The organism is Thermoactinomyces intermedius, from assembly GCF_013912365.1.
GTDB lineage: Bacteria > Bacillota > Bacilli > Thermoactinomycetales > Thermoactinomycetaceae > Thermoactinomyces > Thermoactinomyces intermedius.
Genome location: NZ_JACETT010000029.1, coordinates 1 through 21966 on the forward strand (window position 1 = coordinate 1; position 21966 = coordinate 21966).

General features: G+C 44.5%; 25 protein-coding genes and 2 pseudogenes. 11 read left to right on the forward strand and 16 right to left on the reverse strand.

The genetic code is table 11. The features are described 5' to 3' along the window. Nucleotides 1-70: 70 nt before the first annotated feature. The 9 genes from H1R82_RS07420 to H1R82_RS07460 form a co-directional block, all read right to left on the reverse strand. A complete protein-coding gene (locus H1R82_RS07420) occupies nt 71-337 on the reverse strand; it encodes a metal-sensitive transcriptional regulator (RefSeq protein WP_181733055.1) in 267 nt (88 codons plus the stop codon). Nucleotides 338-350: 13 nt separating this feature from the next. Beyond that, complete coding sequence (locus H1R82_RS07425) at nt 351-737, reverse strand: rhodanese-like domain-containing protein (protein ID WP_181733054.1); 387 nt, start codon at nt 735-737, stop codon at nt 351-353. Nucleotides 738-789: 52 nt separating this feature from the next. Further along, the gene (locus tag H1R82_RS07430) at nt 790-1566 is read right to left on the reverse strand and encodes a sulfite exporter TauE/SafE family protein (protein WP_181733053.1); all 777 of its coding nucleotides are present in this window, start codon (nt 1564-1566) and stop codon (nt 790-792) included. Nucleotides 1567-1583: 17 nt separating this feature from the next. Continuing rightward, a complete protein-coding gene (locus tag H1R82_RS07435) occupies nt 1584-2060 on the reverse strand; it encodes a DsrE/DsrF/DrsH-like family protein (RefSeq protein ID WP_181733052.1) in 477 nt (158 codons plus the stop codon). A 97-nt stretch (nt 2061-2157) separates the two neighbouring features. Then, a complete protein-coding gene (locus H1R82_RS07440) occupies nt 2158-2385 on the reverse strand; it encodes a sulfurtransferase TusA family protein (RefSeq protein ID WP_106341420.1) in 228 nt (75 codons plus the stop codon). Nucleotides 2386-2414: 29 nt separating this feature from the next. Next, a complete protein-coding gene (locus H1R82_RS07445; protein WP_181733051.1) occupies nt 2415-3545 on the reverse strand; it encodes an MBL fold metallo-hydrolase in 1131 nt (376 codons plus the stop codon). 19 nt (nt 3546-3564) lie between these two features. Then, nucleotides 3565-3960 (reverse strand): DsrE/DsrF/DrsH-like family protein, encoded by a 396-nt coding sequence (locus tag H1R82_RS07450; RefSeq protein ID WP_181733050.1) that lies wholly within the window; start codon nt 3958-3960, stop codon nt 3565-3567. A 13-nt stretch (nt 3961-3973) separates the two neighbouring features. Then, a complete protein-coding gene (locus H1R82_RS07455; RefSeq protein WP_181733049.1) occupies nt 3974-4546 on the reverse strand; it encodes a sulfurtransferase TusA family protein in 573 nt (190 codons plus the stop codon). 15 nt (nt 4547-4561) lie between these two features. Further along, the gene (locus H1R82_RS07460) at nt 4562-4870 is read right to left on the reverse strand and encodes a rhodanese-like domain-containing protein (protein ID WP_181733048.1); all 309 of its coding nucleotides are present in this window, start codon (nt 4868-4870) and stop codon (nt 4562-4564) included. A 350-nt stretch (nt 4871-5220) separates the two neighbouring features. On the opposite strand from H1R82_RS07460, the gene H1R82_RS07465 reads away from it, so the two are divergent. Continuing rightward, the gene (locus H1R82_RS07465) at nt 5221-5604 is read left to right on the forward strand and encodes a DUF302 domain-containing protein (RefSeq protein ID WP_181733047.1); all 384 of its coding nucleotides are present in this window, start codon (nt 5221-5223) and stop codon (nt 5602-5604) included. 152 nt (nt 5605-5756) lie between these two features. Here H1R82_RS07465 and H1R82_RS07470 read toward each other — a convergent pair. Then, nucleotides 5757-8398: pseudogene (locus H1R82_RS07470) on the reverse strand (Tn3 family transposase); the annotation flags it as partial. 238 nt (nt 8399-8636) lie between these two features. After that, on the reverse strand, nt 8637-9014 hold the full coding sequence (locus H1R82_RS07475) for a hypothetical protein (RefSeq protein WP_181733046.1): 378 nt from the start codon (nt 9012-9014) through the stop codon (nt 8637-8639). Between the two features lie 115 nt (nt 9015-9129). Here H1R82_RS07475 and H1R82_RS07480 point away from each other — a divergent pair, with 115 nt between their 5' ends. Next, complete coding sequence (locus tag H1R82_RS07480) at nt 9130-10161, forward strand: DUF2332 domain-containing protein (protein ID WP_220215082.1); 1032 nt, start codon at nt 9130-9132, stop codon at nt 10159-10161. A gap of 34 nt (nt 10162-10195) precedes the next feature. Here the strand turns inward: H1R82_RS07480 and H1R82_RS07485 are convergent, their stop codons facing one another. The 4 genes from H1R82_RS07485 to H1R82_RS07500 all read right to left on the reverse strand — a co-directional run bounded on the left by H1R82_RS07485 (nt 10196) and on the right by H1R82_RS07500 (nt 14813). Then, on the reverse strand, nt 10196-12811 hold the full coding sequence (locus H1R82_RS07485; RefSeq protein ID WP_181733045.1) for a phosphoenolpyruvate synthase: 2616 nt from the start codon (nt 12809-12811) through the stop codon (nt 10196-10198). A gap of 33 nt (nt 12812-12844) precedes the next feature. Further along, nucleotides 12845-13336: an NUDIX hydrolase gene (locus H1R82_RS07490; protein ID WP_181733044.1), complete on the reverse strand. Its 492-nt coding sequence runs from the start codon at nt 13334-13336 to the stop codon at nt 12845-12847. A 104-nt stretch (nt 13337-13440) separates the two neighbouring features. After that, nucleotides 13441-14058, reverse strand: a complete 618-nt coding sequence (gene wrbA / locus H1R82_RS07495; RefSeq protein ID WP_181733043.1) for an NAD(P)H:quinone oxidoreductase — start codon at nt 14056-14058, stop codon at nt 13441-13443. A 50-nt stretch (nt 14059-14108) separates the two neighbouring features. Next, on the reverse strand, nt 14109-14813 hold the full coding sequence (locus H1R82_RS07500) for a pirin family protein (RefSeq protein ID WP_181733042.1): 705 nt from the start codon (nt 14811-14813) through the stop codon (nt 14109-14111). A 253-nt stretch (nt 14814-15066) separates the two neighbouring features. Between H1R82_RS07500 and H1R82_RS07505 the strand changes: the two genes are divergently transcribed. The 5 genes from H1R82_RS07505 to H1R82_RS07525 all read left to right on the forward strand — a co-directional run bounded on the left by H1R82_RS07505 (nt 15067) and on the right by H1R82_RS07525 (nt 18405). After that, complete coding sequence (locus H1R82_RS07505; RefSeq protein WP_181733041.1) at nt 15067-15534, forward strand: SMI1/KNR4 family protein; 468 nt, start codon at nt 15067-15069, stop codon at nt 15532-15534. Between the two features lie 318 nt (nt 15535-15852). Continuing rightward, a complete protein-coding gene (locus tag H1R82_RS07510; protein ID WP_181733040.1) occupies nt 15853-16386 on the forward strand; it encodes a superoxide dismutase family protein in 534 nt (177 codons plus the stop codon). 96 nt (nt 16387-16482) lie between these two features. Beyond that, nucleotides 16483-17082, forward strand: a complete 600-nt coding sequence (locus tag H1R82_RS07515) for a competence protein CoiA family protein (protein ID WP_181733039.1) — start codon at nt 16483-16485, stop codon at nt 17080-17082. 103 nt (nt 17083-17185) lie between these two features. Continuing rightward, complete coding sequence (locus H1R82_RS07520) at nt 17186-18133, forward strand: MFS transporter (protein ID WP_181733038.1); 948 nt, start codon at nt 17186-17188, stop codon at nt 18131-18133. Beyond that, nucleotides 18121-18405, forward strand: coding sequence for an MFS transporter (locus H1R82_RS07525; RefSeq protein ID WP_181733037.1), 285 nt, complete (start codon nt 18121-18123; stop codon nt 18403-18405). The genes H1R82_RS07520 and H1R82_RS07525 overlap by 13 nt, the downstream gene beginning before the upstream one ends. 251 nt (nt 18406-18656) lie before the next feature. Here H1R82_RS07525 and H1R82_RS07530 read toward each other — a convergent pair. After that, nucleotides 18657-19029 (reverse strand): annotated as a pseudogene (locus H1R82_RS07530) (VOC family protein). Nucleotides 19030-19394: 365 nt separating this feature from the next. On the opposite strand from H1R82_RS07530, the gene H1R82_RS07535 reads away from it, so the two are divergent. The 4 genes from H1R82_RS07535 to H1R82_RS07550 all read left to right on the forward strand — a co-directional run bounded on the left by H1R82_RS07535 (nt 19395) and on the right by H1R82_RS07550 (nt 21263). Beyond that, the gene (locus H1R82_RS07535) at nt 19395-19940 is read left to right on the forward strand and encodes a GNAT family N-acetyltransferase (RefSeq protein ID WP_181733036.1); all 546 of its coding nucleotides are present in this window, start codon (nt 19395-19397) and stop codon (nt 19938-19940) included. 120 nt (nt 19941-20060) lie between these two features. Beyond that, nucleotides 20061-20534 (forward strand): SMI1/KNR4 family protein, encoded by a 474-nt coding sequence (locus tag H1R82_RS07540; protein ID WP_181733035.1) that lies wholly within the window; start codon nt 20061-20063, stop codon nt 20532-20534. A gap of 177 nt (nt 20535-20711) precedes the next feature. After that, complete coding sequence (locus H1R82_RS07545) at nt 20712-20906, forward strand: hypothetical protein (RefSeq protein ID WP_181821632.1); 195 nt, start codon at nt 20712-20714, stop codon at nt 20904-20906. A gap of 12 nt (nt 20907-20918) precedes the next feature. Next, nucleotides 20919-21263 carry a DUF4064 domain-containing protein gene (locus H1R82_RS07550; protein WP_181821634.1) on the forward strand — a complete coding sequence of 115 codons (345 nt, stop codon included), beginning with the start codon at nt 20919-20921 and terminating at the stop codon, nt 21261-21263. Nucleotides 21264-21966 lie beyond the last annotated feature (703 nt).

The window sequence follows — 21966 nt, forward strand, 5'->3', positions numbered from 1 at the left end:
GAAGGAATAGCATCTTTCATTTTGGGGGTATTGGGTTTTCTTAACTTGATGGAACAATCAACTACAACACTCATTTACTGCGTACCATTAAATTGATTGCTTCCTCTAGAAGTTTTTTGGTATTTGCATTTTCTCCTTTTTCCATCTCTTCTCTCAAACATTGCTCCAAATTATGAGTGAGAATATACGCAATCGACCGATCCACAGCTGAACGAATCGCGGATAATTGCGATACGACCTCTTTACAATCTTTATCTTCATCCATCATGCGCAAAACCCCGCGAATCTGTCCTTCAATACGGCGTAGCCGTTTTTTCACACTATCATCATAAAGCACCGTCTTCCCCCCCTTACTTGCTTTTTTTGATCGGCCCTTTCCAATTCATGAGTCCTCCCTGAAGATGACTCACTTGCTGGAACCCGAGCTTGTGTAATTGCCGAGCGGCGATCGCACTTCGCGAACCGCTTCGGCAGTATAGATAAATGCTTTCGTTCGGATCCCATTCGGAAGACTTACTTTTTAATAACTCCATTTGGCTTAGCGGGGTGTTTATAGCCCCAGGTATATGACCTGACTGAAATTCATGTTTTTCCCGAACATCAATCAAACGAACTTTTTTGTTTTCTGTGATCTTCATTAATTCACTCGGGCTTACTGTTTGAATGCCCCGATTCATGAGGAAAAAATAAAGAATCCCACCTAATAATACGATAATACCAATGAAAATACTATTCATTGAAGATTCCCCCTCCCTTGATAGAAAAATCCCCCATGAAGTTTTGGGGGGATTAAAGGAGATCCAACCAAATTTTTACCGATGTTGCTACAATTAGCACAGCCAAAATCACCTGTAAAACTTTGGGATTCACCTTTTTCCCAACACTAGCCCCCAGTGGAGAAGCGATAATGCTAGCGACAACCATAATGATGGATGGAAGGAAAAGAACCTGTCCTGTCATGATTTTGCCTACAGTTGAACCAATTGAAGAAATGAATGTAATGGCGAGTGAGGTAGCAATGGTCATCCGAGTAGGGATTTTCAAGACGACAAGAATAATCGGAACCAAAATAAAGGCACCTGCTGCCCCTACAATCCCAGAAGCTAGCCCTACGATAAAAGCCGAGACGGCAGCTAGTGTAGGATTAAATGTTACTTGATTGAGAGGAATATCATCAAGACCTTTTTTTGGTACAAACATCATGAGAGCGGCAATCGTAGCCAATATAGCATAAACAAGGTTGATTTGCCCTTCGCTGAGTAGCTTGGAACCATATCCACCGATGAAACTACCAATCAAAATGCTGATTCCCATATAGATGATGAGAGACTTATTTAGATATCCGCCTTTTCGATAAGCGAAAACACCACTAATCGTGGCAAAAAAAACTTGAATCGCGCTAATACCTGACACTTCATGGGTAGTAAAGGCAGCAAATCCCAGTAGAGGAGGGATATAAAGGAGCATTGGGTATTTAATGATAGAACCTCCAATCCCTACCATCCCTGATATGAAAGAACCGATAAATCCGATCAAAAAAATGAGTACCATGAATCCTATATCCATATCCGAACACTTCTTTCTTAGATAAACAAGTTAATGTTTGCCTCATTCGCTTCTGCAAGATAAGATGCAACGCCAGCATACTCAAGTCCGTCAATCAACTCTTCTTTCTTAATTCCCAGTACATCCATAGACATGGTACATGCCACCATTTTAATATCCAGCTCTTTTGCCATTTCGATCAGCTCTTTCAGAGTCGTAATGTTTTTCTTTTTCATGGTGTATTTCATCAATTTGGCTCCCAAGCCACCAAAGTTCATCTTAGAAATCCCCAACTTTTCGGGCCCTCTTGGCAACATTTTGGCAAAGAGCTTGTCCATAAAGGATTTTTGCAAAGGAACATACTGCTCTTTACGAAGAATGTTCAGTCCCCAAAAGGTAAAAAACATGGTCACTTGGTTTCCCATCGCAGCAGATCCCGTTGCAATAATAAAACTCGCAATGGCTTTATCCAAATCGCCACTAAATACAATCAAGGTTGATTTATTGTTTTCCATCTATATCTCCCTCTCCCATTTGATATTTTTAAATGAGATGATCTCCTTCGATCCTTCTCCTTCATGGACAGGATGAAGGAGATCATCTTTGAATCCCTTAGCCCTTTTGGATCCAGAATTTATACACACCGTTATCTTCGCTTTGTTCGATCACTCGATGCCCGGCTGTTTTGGCCCAGGCAGGGATGTCACTTAAAGCGCCTGAATCTGTTGTATGAAGTTCTAAGATCTGGCCTGGTTTTAACTCATCGATCGCTTTTTTGGTGCGAACAACGGGCATGGGACAAGAAAGTCCTCTTGCATCTAACACTTTATCTGCGTTCATTTTTCATCATCCTTCCTGGACAAGTGAATTTAATCATGAACGGCACAACGGTTAGGGCCGATTTCCATTTCGCGTTGTTCATCTTCTGTAGGAGTCAATTTCCCCATATTGGTTTGACGAATTTCCTGATAAGCATTGGGCTGAGGCGGGAGATTCTGCGTCACCATTTTCCGGAATACCTGTTCATCTTCTACTTGCAGTCCTGCGTTTTTGGCATACAGATCTCCCAATTTGGCACACACGCGTCCTTGATCATCTATTTCACTTATTTTTCCAAAATGCGCCGGCAGAACGAGGAGTTCTGGTGAAAGTTGTTTATACAACTGATAGAGAGTGCGACGCAAATCTCCAACCCAGTCTTCGGCTTTTCCAGCCAGGTCAGGGCGCCCGATGGAATCCACAAACAAGATGTCTCCGGAAAGAAGATATTGATCATCCACAATGAGGGATGTGCTTCCAATTGTATGACCTGGTGAGTACAAGGGCTGAATCCGGATGCGCGTGTTTCCGACGAAAATATCTTCTCCTTCTTCTAACGGTTGGTATGAGAAGGTTACTTCTGTCGCATCTTTAGGCGGAAGATAATAGGTTGCCCCCAGTTTTTCAGCAAGTTTGCGACCACCTGAGATATGGTCGGCATGAAGGTGGGTATCAATCAGGTATTTAATCGCGAGTCCTTTTTCTTTGGCAAATTGCTCAAGCGTCTCGGTCATCCTTACTGCATCAATGATCGCCGCTTCGCCATTAGACTCAACCAGATAGGTAAGGCATCCCTTTCCAATCCGGTTAAACTGATAGATACTTCCACCATTCTTCAGATCCCCGATTTTGACCGAATAGAGGTATTCGCTCCACGCTCTCATACCGCCTTGCAGGTAATACACTTCATCCACACCCGCTTCACCCAATTGCTCCGCGACAAATTTGGATGAAGCTTCTTTTGCACAGACGACCAAAATATCTCTCTCATCCTTCGGCAATTTTTCCAATGCGTGTTCTACACCATCAATGAGATCAAAATATGGAATATTGATGGATTCCACGTTTTTGCCTTCAATTTTCCAGTTTCTATAATCCTCTTCATTGCGTACATCCAGGATAAAGAGCTCTTCATGAATCACTTTTTTGGCCGCTTCTTCTGCCGTCATCATTTTTACCATGGAAATGAACACCTCCTCATTAAAATGTGAGTGTGACATCGGCGTCTTGGGCAAAATGCAGGAACGTAGCTGCCCCGCCAACATCAACTCCGTCTACAAAGTCTTCTTTTTTCAAACTCATGACATCCATAGTCATCTGGCAAGCAATCAGCTTCACATTCATTTCTTGTGCCATCTGCAACAATTCTGGAATCGAAGGAACATTGGCTTTTTTAAATCCTTCCATAAAATGCTCTCTGCCTGCTGGAACGGGCAATTGCTGATGCGCTTCCTTATGGATCAGATTCAACCCTTCAAAGGTGAAGAAGATGGCAACCTCTGCATCAGCAGCGGCCGCAGCCGTAGCGATATTGAACACTTTATAGGCATCGAACAAACCACCATTGCTTGCGATAATGGCCACTTTTCTACTCATCAATCATCTCTCCTTATTTTTCCTGATCAACCGGACCTGTCCACTTGGACATTCCCGGGACAACATTGATTACATTTTGAAATCCATGTTTGGTTAACTGTTGGGCTGCCATGTCGCTTCGGGTGCCTGTGCGACAGACGACATAAATCGGTCGATCCTTTGGAATTTCATTCATTTGCTCTTCCAATTGACCAAGCGGAATCGAACAAGCACCGGGAATGTGTCCAAAGGCATACTCCGCTGGTTCACGCACGTCGATCAAGACAAATCCTTCATCGCTGGCCAGTTTTTTGAGCAGCTCCTCGTTTTGAATCACATGGGGATGCTTCCGCTCTTCCTTTAACTCGGATTGACTGGCTTTGCGCAAATAATGCTTCAGGACCTCTCCTTCCTGTTTCGTTCCCAGGTATTGATGCCCGGTGCTTTTTGCCCATCCCTGAATATCTGCCAGAGATCCCGGGTCCGTTGCCTGTACCTCAATCACCTGACCGGGCTCCAGCTGATCCATTGCCTTTTTCGTGCGAACGATGGGCATGGGGCAGGAAAGCCCTTTGCAATCAAGCTGCACATCAACCTTGATGGACATCTTCATTCCTCCTTTTTATCGCGTCTTTCCTTCCCAGGCGAGCATCCCGCCGACGAGGTTTTTCACTTTAAACCCTTGCTCTTGCAAAAACTCACAGGCTCGCTCACTTCTGCTACCCGATCGGCAAACCATGATATATTCCATGCTTGGGTCCAATTCATGCAACCGGTCGGGCAAAGCCCCCAAAGCGATATGTTTCGCTTCCGGGATCTTGCCCTGCAGGACTTCCTCTTCTTCTCGAACATCAATAATGTTCAGATTCTCTCCTTTTTGGAGCCGATGTTCCAATTCTTGCGGTGTAATGGTTGGAATGTTTTTTTTCATGAAAACTTCCCCTTTTGTTGTCAAAATTAATGTTTCTAAAGGCAGACATTCATATACATATACCCATATAGGTATATTATTAAGGGTAAAAAATACAAACCTAACTGCCGAAGGTTTGTTTCGTTATACCAATACCCCTATGGGTATAATATTAAAGGCAATACTTTTTGTCAACACTAACTGGGACAATTCTTCGATTGATCCGTACCTCGGGCAATGGAGAAGGGAAAATGATGATTATCACCCAGGCCCTGATAATGATATAAATGGAATGTACTTAGAATACTAGAGGTGCTCTCAAACCAAACTCTTGCAGCATAAAAACGGCTAATAACAGAGGTGAAATGACATTGTTTCATTATACAGTAGAAACCAGCATAAATGTGGAGGAAGCAGTTCAATCTGTGGAAGAAAGTCTGAAGAACCATAAGTTTGGGGTATTGTGGCAGTTCGATATCACTTCTAAACTCCAAGAAAAGGGGATTGATTTTCATCAACCTTATCGAGTTTTAGAAGTGTGCAATCCCGCAGAAGCGGCGCGAGTACTCTCCAAAAACAGTTTAATGGGATATTTTCTTCCCTGTAAGGTTGTGGTATATACGGATAATGGCAAGACCAAAATTGGATTGCCTAAACCATCAGTGCTTGTAGAAATTGTAAGTGATAAAAATGTTAAAGAAATAGCTCGAAGGGTCGAAGAAACTCTTATAATGGCTATCAATGAGGCAAAATAGAAAGGACAGCGGCTTAAGTGTCCAAATACCTGTTAAGTATTCAGTGTTCAGGAATTTCCTCTCTCCTGCTTTAAAAACACGGGCTAGAAAGCCTTACCCCAATAAAACACCGATGTTTCAACTTAAATAACGAAACACCGGTGTTTTCATACTTAAGCACTGATACTACGAAGGGACAAGCGTTGATTCATGTTTAATTGGAAAGTACCGTAGGGGTTTACGTGGGCATAAATGAGAGGAGTAAGTGAACGGAAATCCTCTGGTTGAAGCTTCTTTAAAATCCATTGATCATTTTCAAACAGTACTTCTTGAATCATCAATGTATTGATAAAGACTAAGCAATTTTGAAGAAGATGCAAGGATAAAACAGCAATTTCTTGGTCTTCGATTTGGTTTGTTTGTATTTCTCCACCTTTACCATAAAAGATGAAGCTGTTGGCGGAGTTCCAATTTTCGACTACATTTAACCCCTCATGGATCTCTCTTCGTATCTCCTCAGAATGAAGGTACTCGCATAAAAAAATGGTCTTAATGGCCTTTCCTAATTCTCCGAGGGCACGGTAAGTAGGGTGGCTGCTATTACGGGTAAATTGTTTCAGGATCGCTTCTGTTTCCGCTGTGCCAAGACGTAAAGCAGTAGCGTATTTAATCATTTGATCATACTGCTGGCGGATAAGATCCCAATTGATTGGACGGGTTAAAACAGGATTTAAATTAGGATATAGATCACCTAATCCTAAATCGGGTCGGTATAACTTTTGCGAATGAATGGCTTTAAATCGTGGCATAAGCTGAAAGCCCAGCAAGTGGCAAAATGCAAATGCAATTTCACTTTGACCATGTGTGTCTACGTAGTTTTTTTCGATCTCCATTTCAGTGCAGTGGCGAAGTAAACCCTCCATCATGGCTGCAACTTCTGAAGATGAGCAAGATTTAAGCTGTGAATAGATACAGGTTGAGTTCTTTTCTACATGCCAGTAGATCATTACTCCACGGCCGCGATAACGAATATGCCATTCGGTCATCAAATTTTGGTCCCAAGCTCCAAACTTTTTACTATCCGAAGCACAAGCCGTTGTTCCTTCGCCCCAAATATCTTGGATACGATAATTGAGTATGGTATTAATGAGATGGCTTGCCTCAAATTTTCTTTATGAATGAATTTGCGCCTTATGTACAATAAATCCTTATAATTTTCTCCATGATCGCCCGCAGATACACGTTTTAACCCTGTATTGGTTCCTAATCCGTACAGACAAAGAATGAGCCTTTTTCGAATAGTCTCCCGGTCTAGGACTTCGCGGTTCCCTAACGTTTTAAATTGTTCGGTGAAATTAATCTGAAGATCCGTTTCTTTTAAAATATCGAGTAAGCTGGTCATAGGCCACTTTTTCATGATTTCAGCTTTTATCATTGTAATATGTTTGGGCTCGGGTTGAGCTTCCAAAGGAGATACTGAAATCCATCCAGAGCCTTTCGATAAGATTCGCACCTTTTGATTTTGGCGCAAACCTTTATCCAATCTTTGAAGGGCCGTATGCATTTTCTGTTTTAGTTCTTCGATAAACGTATCTGCCTCTAAAGGCTGTTTTAATGCTTGATAATGCTCGATGCGGCGTAAATCAAAGTCTGAGGGGAGATCTTCTTCCGGATTTCGGTAACGATTTGCCCCAACAACCCAGATTTCTTTGCACCTGAGTTTATCTCGCAATGCTTGCAACACACTGATTTCATAATTAATTCGATTAATACGATTTGCTTCTTTATCAATAACTGTATCTAGCCAAGAAAAACGGACAACCCCCTCAATCGAAATGTGGTCACTTTCAGCAAAATAACGATGATTTGTATTAGCATACTTCTTTAACAGCTCCAACGCCTCGATAACTGGTTTATGAACATCATTATTTGATCGGAAATTCAGAACATCAAGAATTTCTGGAACCATCTTTCGATAGTGAGTTCCGTAGGAAGCTCGCATGACAGTATAAACCTTTTGACGAAAAGCCGGACCTGTGTGCTTCATTTCTTTTACAATATCACGCAATGTCTGTTCATTCACAACTGGATAAAGAACTTCTTTAATGATCCCATCTGGATACTCTAAGGCTTTTTCTGCCATTCGATATAGGAGAGGAGAATTTCTTTTTCTACTTTTCGTTCTGCCCGAGCACCGATTCGATGGACTATTTGAATGAGCAACTCTACCAAATTATCAGTAATTTCTCTACTCCGACTCCAAAAAAATGCTGCAAGCAATGTATAGCGAATATGGTTTGGATGACGTCGTAACTCTCGAATGTCCTCTGATATCGCTCTTTGTCTATATTTTTTTAGATGACGGAAGATTGGAGAAAAGATTTTCGGGTAACTCCAGTTTTCGAATCGTACGCAGTTTCTTTATCTCCTGAAAAATGCTATCAAGCCCCACCCTCCCAGGATCAGCGACAATCTCTCGAAAAGTTATTGGCATTTCTTCTTCACCTAGAGAACTCAAGTCATTTTCCTCTTCTGTCCAAAGATAGATGAGTCGATCCATTTGTCTCATGGACTTTTCTGTTATTTGTTCATAGGTCTTATGAAAGAATTCTTCTTCATGCTGTCTAATGACTGAGCGTAAGAACCTTTCCATACGTCCCTGAGTAGGGGGCTCCAACTGCCGTTTACGAAGTTCCATATATACATGCTCTTTAACGCAAGACAAATCAGTGTCCTGATTCAAAACATTTTCTTTTAGCCATACTACAATTTGATCCATATCTTCGAGTGTACTCTTTCGAAAGCCGAAATACTCGACCGGCCGTCCGTCGGCCCAAGACACCAGGGAATGGGCCGGCGAAATTTTTTCTCGGACCATCCTGTTCATTAACCGGTCAAAGGTGAAATTCATGTTCACAAAGTAATCCGCAAAGGCTTCGTTCCACAATTGCAACGTTTGTTCCCATGTACACCTGCTCAATGAACGAATGGTAATCATGGCGCTTCCTTTCTTTTCTTTTTGATATAATATCGGTGTAAAACGTTCGCGGGGATTAAAGCGCGGTTTCCTGCAGGACTTCCTCTTCTTCGGAAATGCCTTGTTTTTTAAATTGCAACCGGCACCAAAAAGCCGACTTGGCATAATCCCAAAGATACCGGCTGAACTCCCCGTTCGGATGCAAATAATTCCACACCTCAGGAAAATATTTCTTTATATCCGATAAAATCTCCTTTTCCTTCTGGCTCATCAAATGCAAGTTATGCCGGTATTTCAAACCCAAAGTTGTCAGGCAGTCCGTCACCTCCACCGGGACTTTCCGCCAGATTTGTTTCCACTCTTCATAAGGTTCCATCAAATAATGAACATTCAGATCTCCATCGTTATAGATATCATAGAGCAAATGCCCCGGAATCGTCTCACGGTTTTTCATTCTGTCCCCTGCCTTTTCCATGGAATAAATCGGAACCCTTTATAGTATTAGGAAACACTTGGCAAATCCCCTTTATTTTCAAGCTAATTTTTTGCGAAAGAAGGTGCGCACGGAAATGAAAAGAGAAGCGTTATCTGTTTTGTTTCGGAATTTTGCCTTGATAGAATGTCACCTCTCCAGCCCGCTCTATCAACAGTTGTCATTAAAAACTGCCCAAGACGATGAACTTCTTGCCTTGGCATCCCATGCCCGGCGTGGACAACCCGTTCCCAATCTCCTGTTCGGGGCGGTCCATTATCTGTTGTTAAAAGGGAAAGACCATCCCTTAAAAAATTATTATCCGAATCTGGCGGAATCCCCGCGGAAAGCAGATGAGGCGTTTCCCGCCTTTCGCGACTTTTGCCTTATGTTCAAGGACGAAATCATCCCCATTCTCCGGGAAAAAAGGGTGCAAACCAATGAACCCGGGCGTTGCGCTTATCTTTATCCCGGCTTTTGCCTGATTTACAACCGGGTGAAAAAGCCCCTTTCCCTGATCGAAATCGGAACCAGTGCGGGATTGCAACTGTTATGGGATCATTACAGCTATTCATATGGAGGGAGCCAAACTTACGGTCATCCGTCTTCCCCCATCCGGATTGAATCGGAAATCCGGGGAACCCGGCAACCCTTCTTGCTCCCGGACAGTCCCCCTGTCGCTTTCCGGGCGGGCGTCGACTTGCACATCATGGATTTAACGGACCAAGAAGATTTTTTATGGATGCGATCCCTTATCTGGCCGGAACACCAAAAACGGGTCAGGCTTTTTGAGAAAGCCGCACGGCAATTGAAAAAACACCCCCTCCGACTGATCGAAGGCGACGGGGTTGAAATGCTTCCCCGGTTAGCCCGTCAGGTACCGGAAGATACCGCCCTCTGTATCTTTCACACCCATGTGGCCAACCAAATGCCGGATCAAGCGAAGAGAAAGCTGAGGGATCAGATCGGGAAGTTGGGGAGAACCCAAACCGTTTTTCATTTATACAACAATATGGAGGACCGGGATGTTCTCCATTTGGAGTCGTATATCGACGGGAGGAAAAGCCATGAAGTTTTGGCCAAAACTGAGGGACATGGCCGTTGGTTCGAATGGAAATCACCGGAATGAAAAAAACAGGGTCTGGTTTAGACCCCGTTTCCCTTCAGGATGCGTCATCCAAAATTTCCACGATCCCTTGGTTTCCGTCCACACGGATTCTTTGTCCGTCTTGAATTCGTTTTGTCGCCTGATCCACGCCCACCACTGCCGGAATGCCATATTCCCGGGCCACCACCGAGCCGTGGGTCATCAGGCCGCCCACTTCGGTCACCACGGCCTTGGCCGACTGAAATAACGGCGTCCAACCGGGATCGGTGTGCGGGGCGACAAGAATTTCCCCTTCATGCAGCCGGGCTTCTTCCGGTTTGAACACTACCCGGGCAAACCCTTCCGCCACCCCGGCTGATGCCGGAACGCCCGCCAAGGCGCCTTCCGGAAGGTTTTCCGTTGCGCGGGAACCGGTGATGCATTCTCCTTCACTGGTCATCACTTGCGGGGGCGTTAACGTTTGGTGCCGTTCATAAGCTTCCTTCCGCTCTTCGATCAGTTTCTTCACATCTTGCCGGAAGGTTCCTTGCAAAAGCAAGATCAATTCATCCAGCGTCAGGAAAAACACGTCATCTTTTTTCTCGAGAACCCCTTTTTCCACCAGCTGTTCCGCTTCTGAAAGAATCGCTTTTTTACACTCATCCAACAGGCGTGTGAGGAAATATTTCGGATGCTCCCGGAGCCCGCCGGCGTTCCGGCAGACGGTGATCAGCCGCTTTAGCCATTTTCTCTTCAGCCCGTTGGAGCCCGCCTGATTTAAGATCCGCCCAATGGCTTCATTCGCTTCCTTTTCTCCCTGTGCAAATTTTTGCCGGTGTTCCCCGGGCTTGACACTGCGCATGTGTCCCAGGATGGCCGGAACCAGCTGTGTCGGCGCTTCCCGCCAGCGTGGCTTGGTGAGATCGATTTCTCCGGGGCAGCGATGGCCGTATTTTTCCATGAACCCAACAAATGCCTTTTTAAATTTCTCTCCCCCGTCCACCTGCTCCAATCCGTCATAAAACGTTTTGTCCTCTGCTTGCTCCAGATAATCTTGTAATTCAGGGTGCTCCCGGACAAGATCGGCCAAATCACCGATTTCCAATCCCATTTGGCTGGTGACATTTCCGGACAGCGATTTGTTGATTTCATACAGATCCCGGGTGTCCCCGATGGACTGTTTCAAGAGCAGATAGGAAAGCGGATAACAGATAACGTATGAAAACAAGTTTTTAAGCACATCTTTTCCCAAATGGTTCAATTCATATCGGATGGTTTCCAGCCGGTTGTCTCCGCTTGCCCGCTGAAAGCTTTGGTTGATTTCACTCCATTTTTGTTCAATGAAACGTTCTGCTTTGCGGCGGGCCAGTTCGGGATCGCGCACCCAAAGGTTTTTCCAAATCTCTTTCACCACCGTCAGGATAAAGCGGCGGTTGGACCGGAGCAATCCCCGTTTGGCCGGGACATCAAGAAATTCCGGGCGCTGGATCACCTCGCGGATGGCATTGCTCAACGTTTGATCAAAAACATTTTCCATCGCTTTGGGAAAGAGCTTTCTTCCCGGCTTTGTGCGCAAAAGTTCCGTGGGATTCACAAAAAGGCGGTTGCCGGCTTCCACCAGGAAGTTTTTCGGGAAAATGGAGCGCAAAACAGAAATTCCCATCGGTTTCATGGCATCGGTCATCATTTGCACGTGTCCGAATGAAAACATGACTTGCAACGGCTTTTGGGGAAGATCCGGCAACGGATACAACGATGTGATTGGACGGCTTTGCACGACATAGATCTTCCCTTTTTCCACGCAAAATTCAATGTCTTGCGGAGTCCCGAAATGCTTTTCAATCTTTTTGCCGATTTCCGACAGTTGAAGGATTTGGTGATCCGTCAAAGCCGGCCGAGCCTGTTGTTCGGGCGTGAGGGTTTTCTTCACGGTTCCGCCTTCCGGCAAGGAGTAGATGGCGATTTCTTTGTTTCGGATGTTTTTTTCCAGAATCCGCCCTTCTCTTACTTTATACAGGTCGGCCGACACCATGCCGGAGACAAGCGCTTCCCCCAGACCAAAGCTCGCATCGATGGAAACGACGTTCCGGTTCCCGCTTAACGGATCAGCCGTAAACAGGATTCCGGAAACTTCCGGATCCACCATCCGTTGCACCACCACCGATAAATAAACCTGACGGTGATCAAATCCGTTTTTGATCCGGTAAGAAATGGCGCGGTCCGTAAACAAAGAGGCCCAGCATTTTCGGATATGCCCGAGCAACGCTTCCTCTCCCTTGATGTTCAAATATGTATCCTGTTGACCGGCAAACGAAGCGGTCGGCAAATCTTCCGCGGTCGCGCTGGAACGGACGGCATATGGATATTGTTTTCCGGTGGATTCCCAAGCTTTGGTGACCGCATTTTTTATTTCACCCGGAATCTCAAGCCGGGTGAGATGGTCGCGAGTGCGCCGGCCCATCTCCCGCAGGCCGTCCAAATCATCCGGGTTCAGGCAGTTCAGTTCATCCAAAAGCGAATCCATCTCCCGGCCGGACTGAATAAAGTCCAGATACGCGCGGGTGGTGATGCAAAATCCCTCCGGCACCGGAAAACCGGCTTTACAGAGTTCCCCCAGATTGGCTCCTTTTCCCCCGACTTGTTGAATGCGGGAAACATCCACTTCATCAAAAAACAAAACATAGTCGTTCATCGGCGGGATCCCCTTTCCTGCTTATGGATTCGGTTATTCAATGGCAATGGGTTCGGCAGGATACTCCCCTTTTAAAAGCAGAATCAATCTTTGCCCCAACTGCTTGGGGAAAATCAGTTCCTGGGTGTTCATGATTTCATCCACACTCCACCAATGGTGGGCTTGGTAAGTCTCTTTCTCCACCTCTGTAAAATGATCCGTCGAAATCTGTTTTCCCTGCACCCGTGCCACATAATAATATTCAATAAAACGGGTTTTCCTTTGATGGACGAACAGATGAATATCCCGGATCCATACCAACGGCCCCCAATTCACACCGTCCGCCAATCCGGTTTCTTCCCACAGCTCCCGTTTGGCCGCTTCCAGATAAGACTCATTTTCTTCCACCCCGCCTCCTGGTGGAAACCAGACCGGCTCTCCGGCCGGATTTTCTTTGCTGGTGACGGAAGGGTCTTTCATCTTAAACAGCAGAATCCGGTCTTGTTCGTTGAGTAACACAATACGGGCGGTTTCCCTTGTTTTCACTGTAAAGACTCTCCTTGCTTCCTCAAGATGTTCCATCCCTTCCATTATAATATGAAAAAGCACCGGTGATCGAAATCCGGTGCTTTTTCTGATAAGCCATAAAATCAGCTTTGGCTTTGCCCTTTTTTGATCCAGCCCGCCACGGTGAGAACGCGCCGGGTTTGATGTTGAACCGCTTTTTCCGCATCATCTTTCCAGTTGCCGTTATTGTCAATGGTCACGGAAGTGCCATACGGGTTGCCGCCGGATGCCGGGATGGAAGGATCGGTATATCCCGGTGCGACGACAATCGCTCCCCAATGGTACATCGTTGTGTACAGGGACAAAACCGTCTCTTCTTGCCCCCCGTTTGGGTTATTGGCCGAAGTCATCGCACTGACCACTTTGTTGACCGTTTTTCCTTGGGCCCAGATGCCTCCCGTCGTATCCAGGAATTGTTTCATTTGGGACGAAACAATGCCAAAGCGGGTGGGGGTACAGAAAATAATCGCATCCGCCCAAACAATGTCATCCGGCGTTGCAACCGGAACATCTTTGGTGGCTTCATAATGGGCTTTCCACGCCGGATTGGATGCAATGGCTTCTTCCGGTGCCAATTCCTGTACCCTCAACAGACGGACCTCGGCTCCTTCTTTTTTCGCTGTTTCCGCAGCGATTTGAGCCATCTTGTAGTTGGTGCCGGTCGAGCTGTAATAAATGATCGCCAATTTCACATTTGCCATGCTCATGCCTCCTGTCGGTTATGGTTAATCCTCACCGGATTCTCATCCGGTTAAGGAAGATCAATCAACATCACGAAACAACCTTCATCGGTTTCCACCGTTAACGAAGATACATCTGTTATTCTTGCCGAGTCCCGGCGCTTTAACACATGATCCCCGTTGAGAAGGACATCGCCTTCGATCACAAAGAAAAAGATCCGCCGGTTATCTTTCTGCTCAAACGTGATGGATTTGCCGGCTTCCAGTTTGGAAAGATAAATCGTCATATCCTGATGGATCAATGCCGTCTGATCTGACGCAGGATGCTTGGATACCACCAGCAACAGGCGGTTTTTCATCTTTTCCGGGTCAAAAGATATCTGTTCATAGGAAGGTTGAAGCTCGCTGGTTTCCGGCAAAAACCACATCTGCAGGAAATTCACTTCTTCCGTTTCTGACGGATTCATCTCGGAATGAATAATTCCCGTACCGGCACTCATGCGTTGCACTTCACCAAAAGATAATGTTTCCATGTGGCCGGCACTGTCCTCATGCCTTAATTGCCCTTTCAACACAATGGAGACAATCTCCATTTCCTTATGGGGATGCATGCCAAATCCCGTCCCCGGTTGGACGGTGTCATCATTGAGCACACGCATGGGACCAAAGTGCATATTCCCGGGGTCAAAATATTCAGCAAATGAAAAGCTGAAATAACTTTTCAACCAACCGTGATCAGACACAAAACGGTTTTCGGCAGGATAAATCTGAATCATGGTCCACAGCCTTTCTGATTCTTCTATTCTTTCTTTGCTATGGTTGACGAAAATGGTTATTTTCCCTCTCCCTTCATACATTTGTGTAATCAACTTACTTTTAATAAGTATAATAGGTTACCAACGGACTTTTGTCAATCCGTTACCCGGAATCCGGCACCCCATCCAATCGGAAGTTATGTGTGGCATCGTAAAAGGAATCGTCATACAAGCGAAGTATTGTATTCAGGGAAAACAGAAAGGAGTAAAAAAGATGATTAAATGGGAAGCTGTAAAGCAACCAGCGACAGATGAAGATATTCAACATATTGAGGATTTTGTTGGTAAAAAGTTGCCTGGAGATTATGTAGAATTGGCGAAGGTTTATCACGGAAGTGTTCCAGGAGTATGCATTGATGTTGATGGGGAACCTTACCCATTTGATCAATTGTTATCTGTTTCAAAAGAAGACGGAGAAGAAGAGGATTTTTGCCATGTAATCGGAGCCTATAGACATATGTACTTGGATGAAAACTCAGATCCGACTCTTCCTGAAGGATTTGTCCCTTTCGCATTGGATGGACAGAATAAATGGTATTGTTTTGATTATCGGGAATCCACTGAATCCCCCGCAATTGTGCTTATTAACTGGGAAGCTCATTATGAAGATGATCCGGACTACGTTGTAACCTTTATAAAAGAATCGTTTAATGAATTATTGGAAAGTCTGTATAAACTTTAATTTCTTTTCTACAGCGCTATGGTAAATGTAGCAAACTTCCGGTGCTTTTTTATCGCAACTCGCATACTTTTTCCCATGGAAAAGAGCCTTCTCCGGTCATGGAGAGGCTTTTTTTTATTATCCCGGCATAATGGAACGGATTGGCCAGAATTGATCAAATGGCTTCATTCCTGTCACCACTTTCCCGGCCGTCGCTGTTAGGACCATCAAGATAGATAAAGGATAAACTGAAAAAATGGGCGGCAAAATGGGTCGATATCCAGAAATCCCTTCATAGGATAAAAAGAAACTTCTTTTTTCATCCGGAGGTGTCATGACATGTACCTTGCTCATTACCCTGTTGGCGGATATTTGGCCAATCAACCCAATTATCAAGCTTATGCCTGGATCCGAGGCGGTCCGCTCGCGTCAGAGCTCAGAGGCTATGTGACATTTACTGAAGTGCCGGGGGGAACCGAAGTGTTTATTGAAGTGAGCGGACTGCCTCCCTATCAACCGGGAGGAAACGGCCGGCAACCCGTTGGTCCGTTTGGATTCCATCTCCATGAAAACGGCAGTTGTGCCGTTGGAAATCCTGACGATCCGTTTCAAGCGGCCGGTAATCATTGGAATCCGGACAATCAACCTCATGGCAATCATCCCGGCGATTTCCCCGTTCTTTTTTCAAATAACGGGTATGCACGGATGAGCTTTTTCACCAACCGCTTCCGTCCATCCCAAGTGATCGGAAAATCGGTCATGATCCATCAAAACCCGGATGACTTCCGCTCCCAACCTTCGGGAAATGCCGGAAAACGCCTGGCTTGCGGAGTCATCCAGGGAGTTTATGGTTCAACGTCTGTATTCCGATAAAAACAGCTCTGAAAACAATAGTTTTATTTGGATAAAATATTTATAATATTGTTAGAAGATAAAAATTTTAATTCGAATGGAACGGGGGTTGTCTGCTTGGCTTCCGGAATCCCAGCGAAGTTTCGTCAGTTATACGGGTTGGTCCCATGCGGACTTTCGCCCGACGGCAAAACACTCATTGCCCCCCGGGATGCCGACTCTTTTCAAAAATACCGGTGTCCGGAGTGTAGAGAACCGCTGAAATTAAGGAAAAGCAACCGCAGAAAAACACATTTCTCCCATAATCACATGAAAGACAGCGAATGTTTGCTGTACCATTCACAGGTCACCTTGGCGAAATGGGTTCTCCGCCATGTTTTTCAGCAATGGTTGGCACAAAAAAACACCACTCCCATTCAAATCAGTTTCTTCTTCCAACCTCCGCATCCCATTCCCTTAAACCCGGTTTATCAGATCAAATGGGATCAACGCTTCCGTGACCACACCTCCCATCTTTCCCTGCATGACGAAGACGGAAAAGCCCTGCTTTATATCGGAATCATTGATGAAGCACAAAGTCCCCGCCTCCCATCTTCCCGTTGGCTTGAGGTTTCAGCAGAGCATGTGTTGTCCGATCCGTATAGGTTGGAATCGTTAAACCCGTCCATGGCTCCACCACCTTTTTTAAAATACGAACAATTGAAACTCGATTTTTAAATCTTCCAGGCACCGGTGCCCCGGTTATTGCTAACGAGGAGCCGGTGCTTTAAATCACAACATCTTCAAGCAGATAAACCTGCGCACAACAGGAGGATCACCGATGAAAAAAAGACTCATATCCAGAAACCGCAATTACCGTTTTCTGTGGTTGGGACAAACAGGAAGCGTCTTGGGGGATTGGTTTAATCAAGTCGCACTGGCACAAACCGTTCTTTTTTTGTCTGATTCCGCCTTGTCGGTCGGTATTCTTTTGATGTGCCGCGCCCTGCCTTCTGCCCTTTTGGGGGTGTTCACCGGTCCTGTGATTGATCATTTTTCCAAGAAAAAAATCATGATTCTCACGGATTTGGCGCGCGGTCTCATTGTATCCTCTTTTATGTTCGCCTTTCTTTTCAAGCAAGTTTGGATCTTGTATGCCGGTTCTTTTTTGATCGGATGCCTGAGTGCTTTTTTTAATCCTTCCCGCCAAGCGGCCATCCCTTCAGTGGTGGCCAGAAAAGACTTGGCGGAAGCCAATTCATTTTCCTCCGCAACCGACAGCATGATCGGGATTCTGGGAGCGGTTTTGGGCGGAATTGTATCCACAGCTTTCAACCCTTTGGTTTGTTTTGTCATCAATGCAATCTCTTATTTCTGGTCCGCTTTTTGCATTTTTCAGATGAAATGGTCCGAATCCGTCTCTCCTTCACATTCTGATTCTTATATCGAATCACTCAAAAAAGGGTTTCGCGAAGCATCCCACAACCAAGTCGCCCGAGCCATTATCCTCATCGGCATCAGTTGGGGTTTTGCCGGCGGAGGATATTACATATTGATCCCTTTGCTCGGTAACAACGTTTATCAAATGCAGGGGTTGGGGATCGGCATCCTGTATGCCGTTGACGGATTGGGCGTTTTGACCGGGGCGTATCTTGTCAAGAAATTCGTGAATCATCAATATCGCCGGGGGATTGTGTGGTACGGGGCTTCGTATCTCTTCCAAGCCGTTTTTTTCGCTTTTCTGCACATACCAATACGCTGCTCACGGGAATCTTCATGCTTTACTTGATGCGACTGTTTTCCGGCATCATCATCCCGCTTGATACATACATGCTGCAAATGAATACAACCGAAGCCGTTCGCGGCCGTGTCTTCTCTCTGCATATGGCAACCTATGGCGGAGTGATGCAATTATCCTATATTGTATCCGGATGGGCTTACGAGCAACTGGGAATTTCCGTTACCGGGCTTGTTATCGGGATCATCTCTTTCTTATGCGGCATTCATTGGCTTGTGCAATACCGACTCGGCAAGTTTGTTTCGCACTCCAATGTCATATAAAAAGGACTTGGAATGCCCAAGTCCTTTTTATACAAACCTTTTGACAAGACTGTTTGTATGTGATAGTTTTTTATTTTTTATGTTTATTGTTGATGAGTGTTTGTGTTACAAACTGGTTTGGGCATATAATGGTGTTTTATCATTGACATTTCTGGAATCCATGTGGTTCTCACTGCCCTTTGGTAAATGTGATAAATCTGTTTGGATCGAATACCTCTTAGAAAGCAATACAAATAACCAAAAAGCCCCCTTCAACTTTGGACAATCTGGATCAGGTTCCCGCATGTATCATCAAATACTGCCAGGGAGATTCCATCGATGTTGGTCGGCTCCATGGTAAATTTCACACCTTTCTCTTTTAAACGCTCATACTCCTGATGAACATCTGCGACCCCAAACTGAACGGCCGGGAGCCCGTCAGCATATAATTTCTCTTGGTATTCCTTGCCGGCCGGATGATGGGCAGGTTCCAGCAACAATTTTGTGCCATCCGGATTCTCCGGGGAGACCAGTGTCAACCATCGGTATTCACCGGCTTGGATATCCTCCTTTTTATTTTTCGGTATAAAACCGAAGTGCTTTGTCCTGGTCTTTCACCAACAAGCTCATCACAACAATTTTCATCGGGGTTTCCTCCCATTTCTTTGTTTAAGATGATTTATTCCTTTGTTTCACTTAATGCGAATGAAATATACTTCTCTAAGTGTGATTCATGTCCTTTGTATTTTGTTGATTCAGTTTGTTTTACAAACTTGTTTTTATTAAATAATGGTTTTTAGAGTCCATTGCCTCCAATTCCGGTTCTTCCTCTGCTTTCAACGCGGGTAAAAATTTTTCAAATAAACCATTGAAGGCATTCAGCGTCATTTATAAGATAAAACCAGTATGATAGTACATAGTATTCGAATAATTCCAAGAACCCCGCTTCAAGCCAACCGAATCCGCTTGATGTCTTAACCCACCTACTTCTCCATGAAAGGACAATCAATATGATGAATCATTTATCCATTGCCAAACCGGCAAAAGAAGATACCCAAGCAGCGTTTGCCGTGTTTGAAGCCTCAATCATTGATGCTTTTGAAAAAGAAGGCCTTGGAGATTTAACCAATGATATGGCCTGTGAGATTGATTCCAAAAAGAACTTGCTCACCTCTTCACTGGAGAATGCCAACTCGGGCATTTCCTTTCTGGTTGCCAAAATGAACGGCCGACTGATCGGAACGATTTCTTTCGGGCCTTGCGGGAGAGAAATCAAAAAATTGACCCATCACAAGCTGGAGTCCATCGGGGAGCTTGGCAGTCTTTATGTATTGCCTGGTTTTCAAGGCAAAGGCGTGGGGTCCGCTTTGATTCATTCCATGATGAAACAGCTTCATCAATCCGGAATTGAACAATTTTGTTTGGACAGTGGCTACATGCATGCTCAAAAAAAGTGGTTAAGGAAATTTGGCAAACCTTATCACATCGCCAAAGATTACTGGGGAAAAAATCGTCACCACATGATTTGGCTGTGCCGGGTCATTGATTACGTGTAAACCTCTGAATAAATGAAGAAAGATGACATTCTTGGAATTTTGGACGGGATCGTTGGGTTCGGTGGTGCACTGTTTACCCTTTTCTTTGGTACCCGTGGATTAAAATGAGGTGAAAAAAATATGATTGAATTTCGGATATTAGAGGAAACTGAGAAACCTGCTGATGATGAATTGGCTGAAGTGGAAGAACATTGTGAAATAAAATTGCCACCAGACTTTGTAAGATTCTATAGCCAATATGACATGCCGGAAAATCTTGAAGGAGAAATATACATAAAGGCAAAAGGTTACCCATATCCCCTTCAACTGGATGGGTTTTATTTGCCAGACCAAATGATTGAAGAATATGACGTCAGATTGGATGAGGATGAATCAATTCAAAGCAAAGGCAAACTCATTCCGTTCGCTTTTGATTCATCAATCAATCAGTATTGTTTCTTTTACCCAGCCAATAACGAAAATGACCCTATTATTGTTTGGGTAGACTCAAATCATGCAGCACAGGATCTTTTCCGTGAAAATAAATTTAATCCGGAAGCTGTTGTAGTGGTAAGGAAAACATTTAAACAATTTCTCGAAGATCTGTATATTTAATACTTAAAAAAACAGTTCATCAATCCCTTAGGTTACTTGTGCTGTCTACCCATTCCAAACTTAAAGAAGGTGCCGAAAAACGGTGTTGACCCTCAAGCGTGTCAGGGGTTTCGGTCACATGCCTGGCCTGATTAAGAAGGGAAAATCGTTGTCGGCGATAAGCAATTAAACGCCAACATGTTTATGGGTGATTCAGTTGGTGGCGAGATTGCAGGCGGTGTCAAACAAAATGGCGTTCTAACTTTCTTGACCAATAATAATGACCGTCTGGACCCCAAGTCAGTCAAAGAAATCAAAATGGATTTAGGCGAAGTGATGTCGTCCGATTTTATGAACACCAAAAAGGTTGAGTTTGAAATCAAAGTGCAATAAGGAGGATAGACAATGAGCCGGACAACAGAATTTGTTCTTGGGCTTATCGGTGGGATTTTCGGTTTTGGTGGTGCACTGTTTGCTATCTTTTTTGGAGCTGTGGATGAGGCTGTTTCAGGCAGCACATCGGAGGTAACCGGGTTAGGTTGGGGAGCTTTCCTTTTTTCCATCTTGGCAATCGTAGGAGCAATTGTAGTAAAGATCAATCCAAAGATCGGCGGTACTTTGATGCTGATTTCAGGGATCGGCGGATTAATTAGCATCTCGATGTTCTATGTATTAGCAACCGTGTTCCTTGTAATTGCAGGATTAATGGGAATCTTCCGCAAGGATAAACAAAAAGAAATGTCAGCATGAACCTAAAGGTGGGATTTTCCTCTTCTGGAGGATTACAAAAACAGCCCTCTCCATTTCCCGGAGAGGGCTGTAATATTAGAACTGAAGGTTTACAAGAATTTTATTTTTTTGTAGACTGATATTAGTTGATATTTTTGATGTTCATACAAGGATTTATCGAGCGCCTTGATATGTCAAAAATCCCCGGGGTTGCTCGTAAAAGCTGAAACCCGCATGAAATAAAGGAAAAAACCACTTCGTTTTGACTTGATACATAAAAAATAACTTAAATGCTCTTTAAAAAACGAAAGTGCTCGAAAAACGATATTGAACCTCAAGCGTGTCAAGGGTTTCAGACGCATGCAGTCAAAATGGTTACACCTCTTCTGGAGGATTACAAAAACAGCTCTCTCCATTTCCCGGAGAGGGCTTTAATATTAGAACTGAAGGTTTACAGATTTTTTATTTTTTTGTAGACTGAAATTAGTTGATATTTTTGATGTTTATCGAGCGCCTTGATAGGTCAAAAATCCCCGGGGTTGCTCGTAAAAGCTGAAACCCGCATGAAATAAAGGAAAAAGCCACTCCGTTTTGACTTGATACATAAAAAATAACTTAAATGCGCTTTAAAAAACGAAGGTGCTCGAAAAACGATATTGAACCTCAAGCGTGTCAAGGGTTTCAGACGCATGCAGTCAAAATGGTTACACCTCTTCTAGAGGAT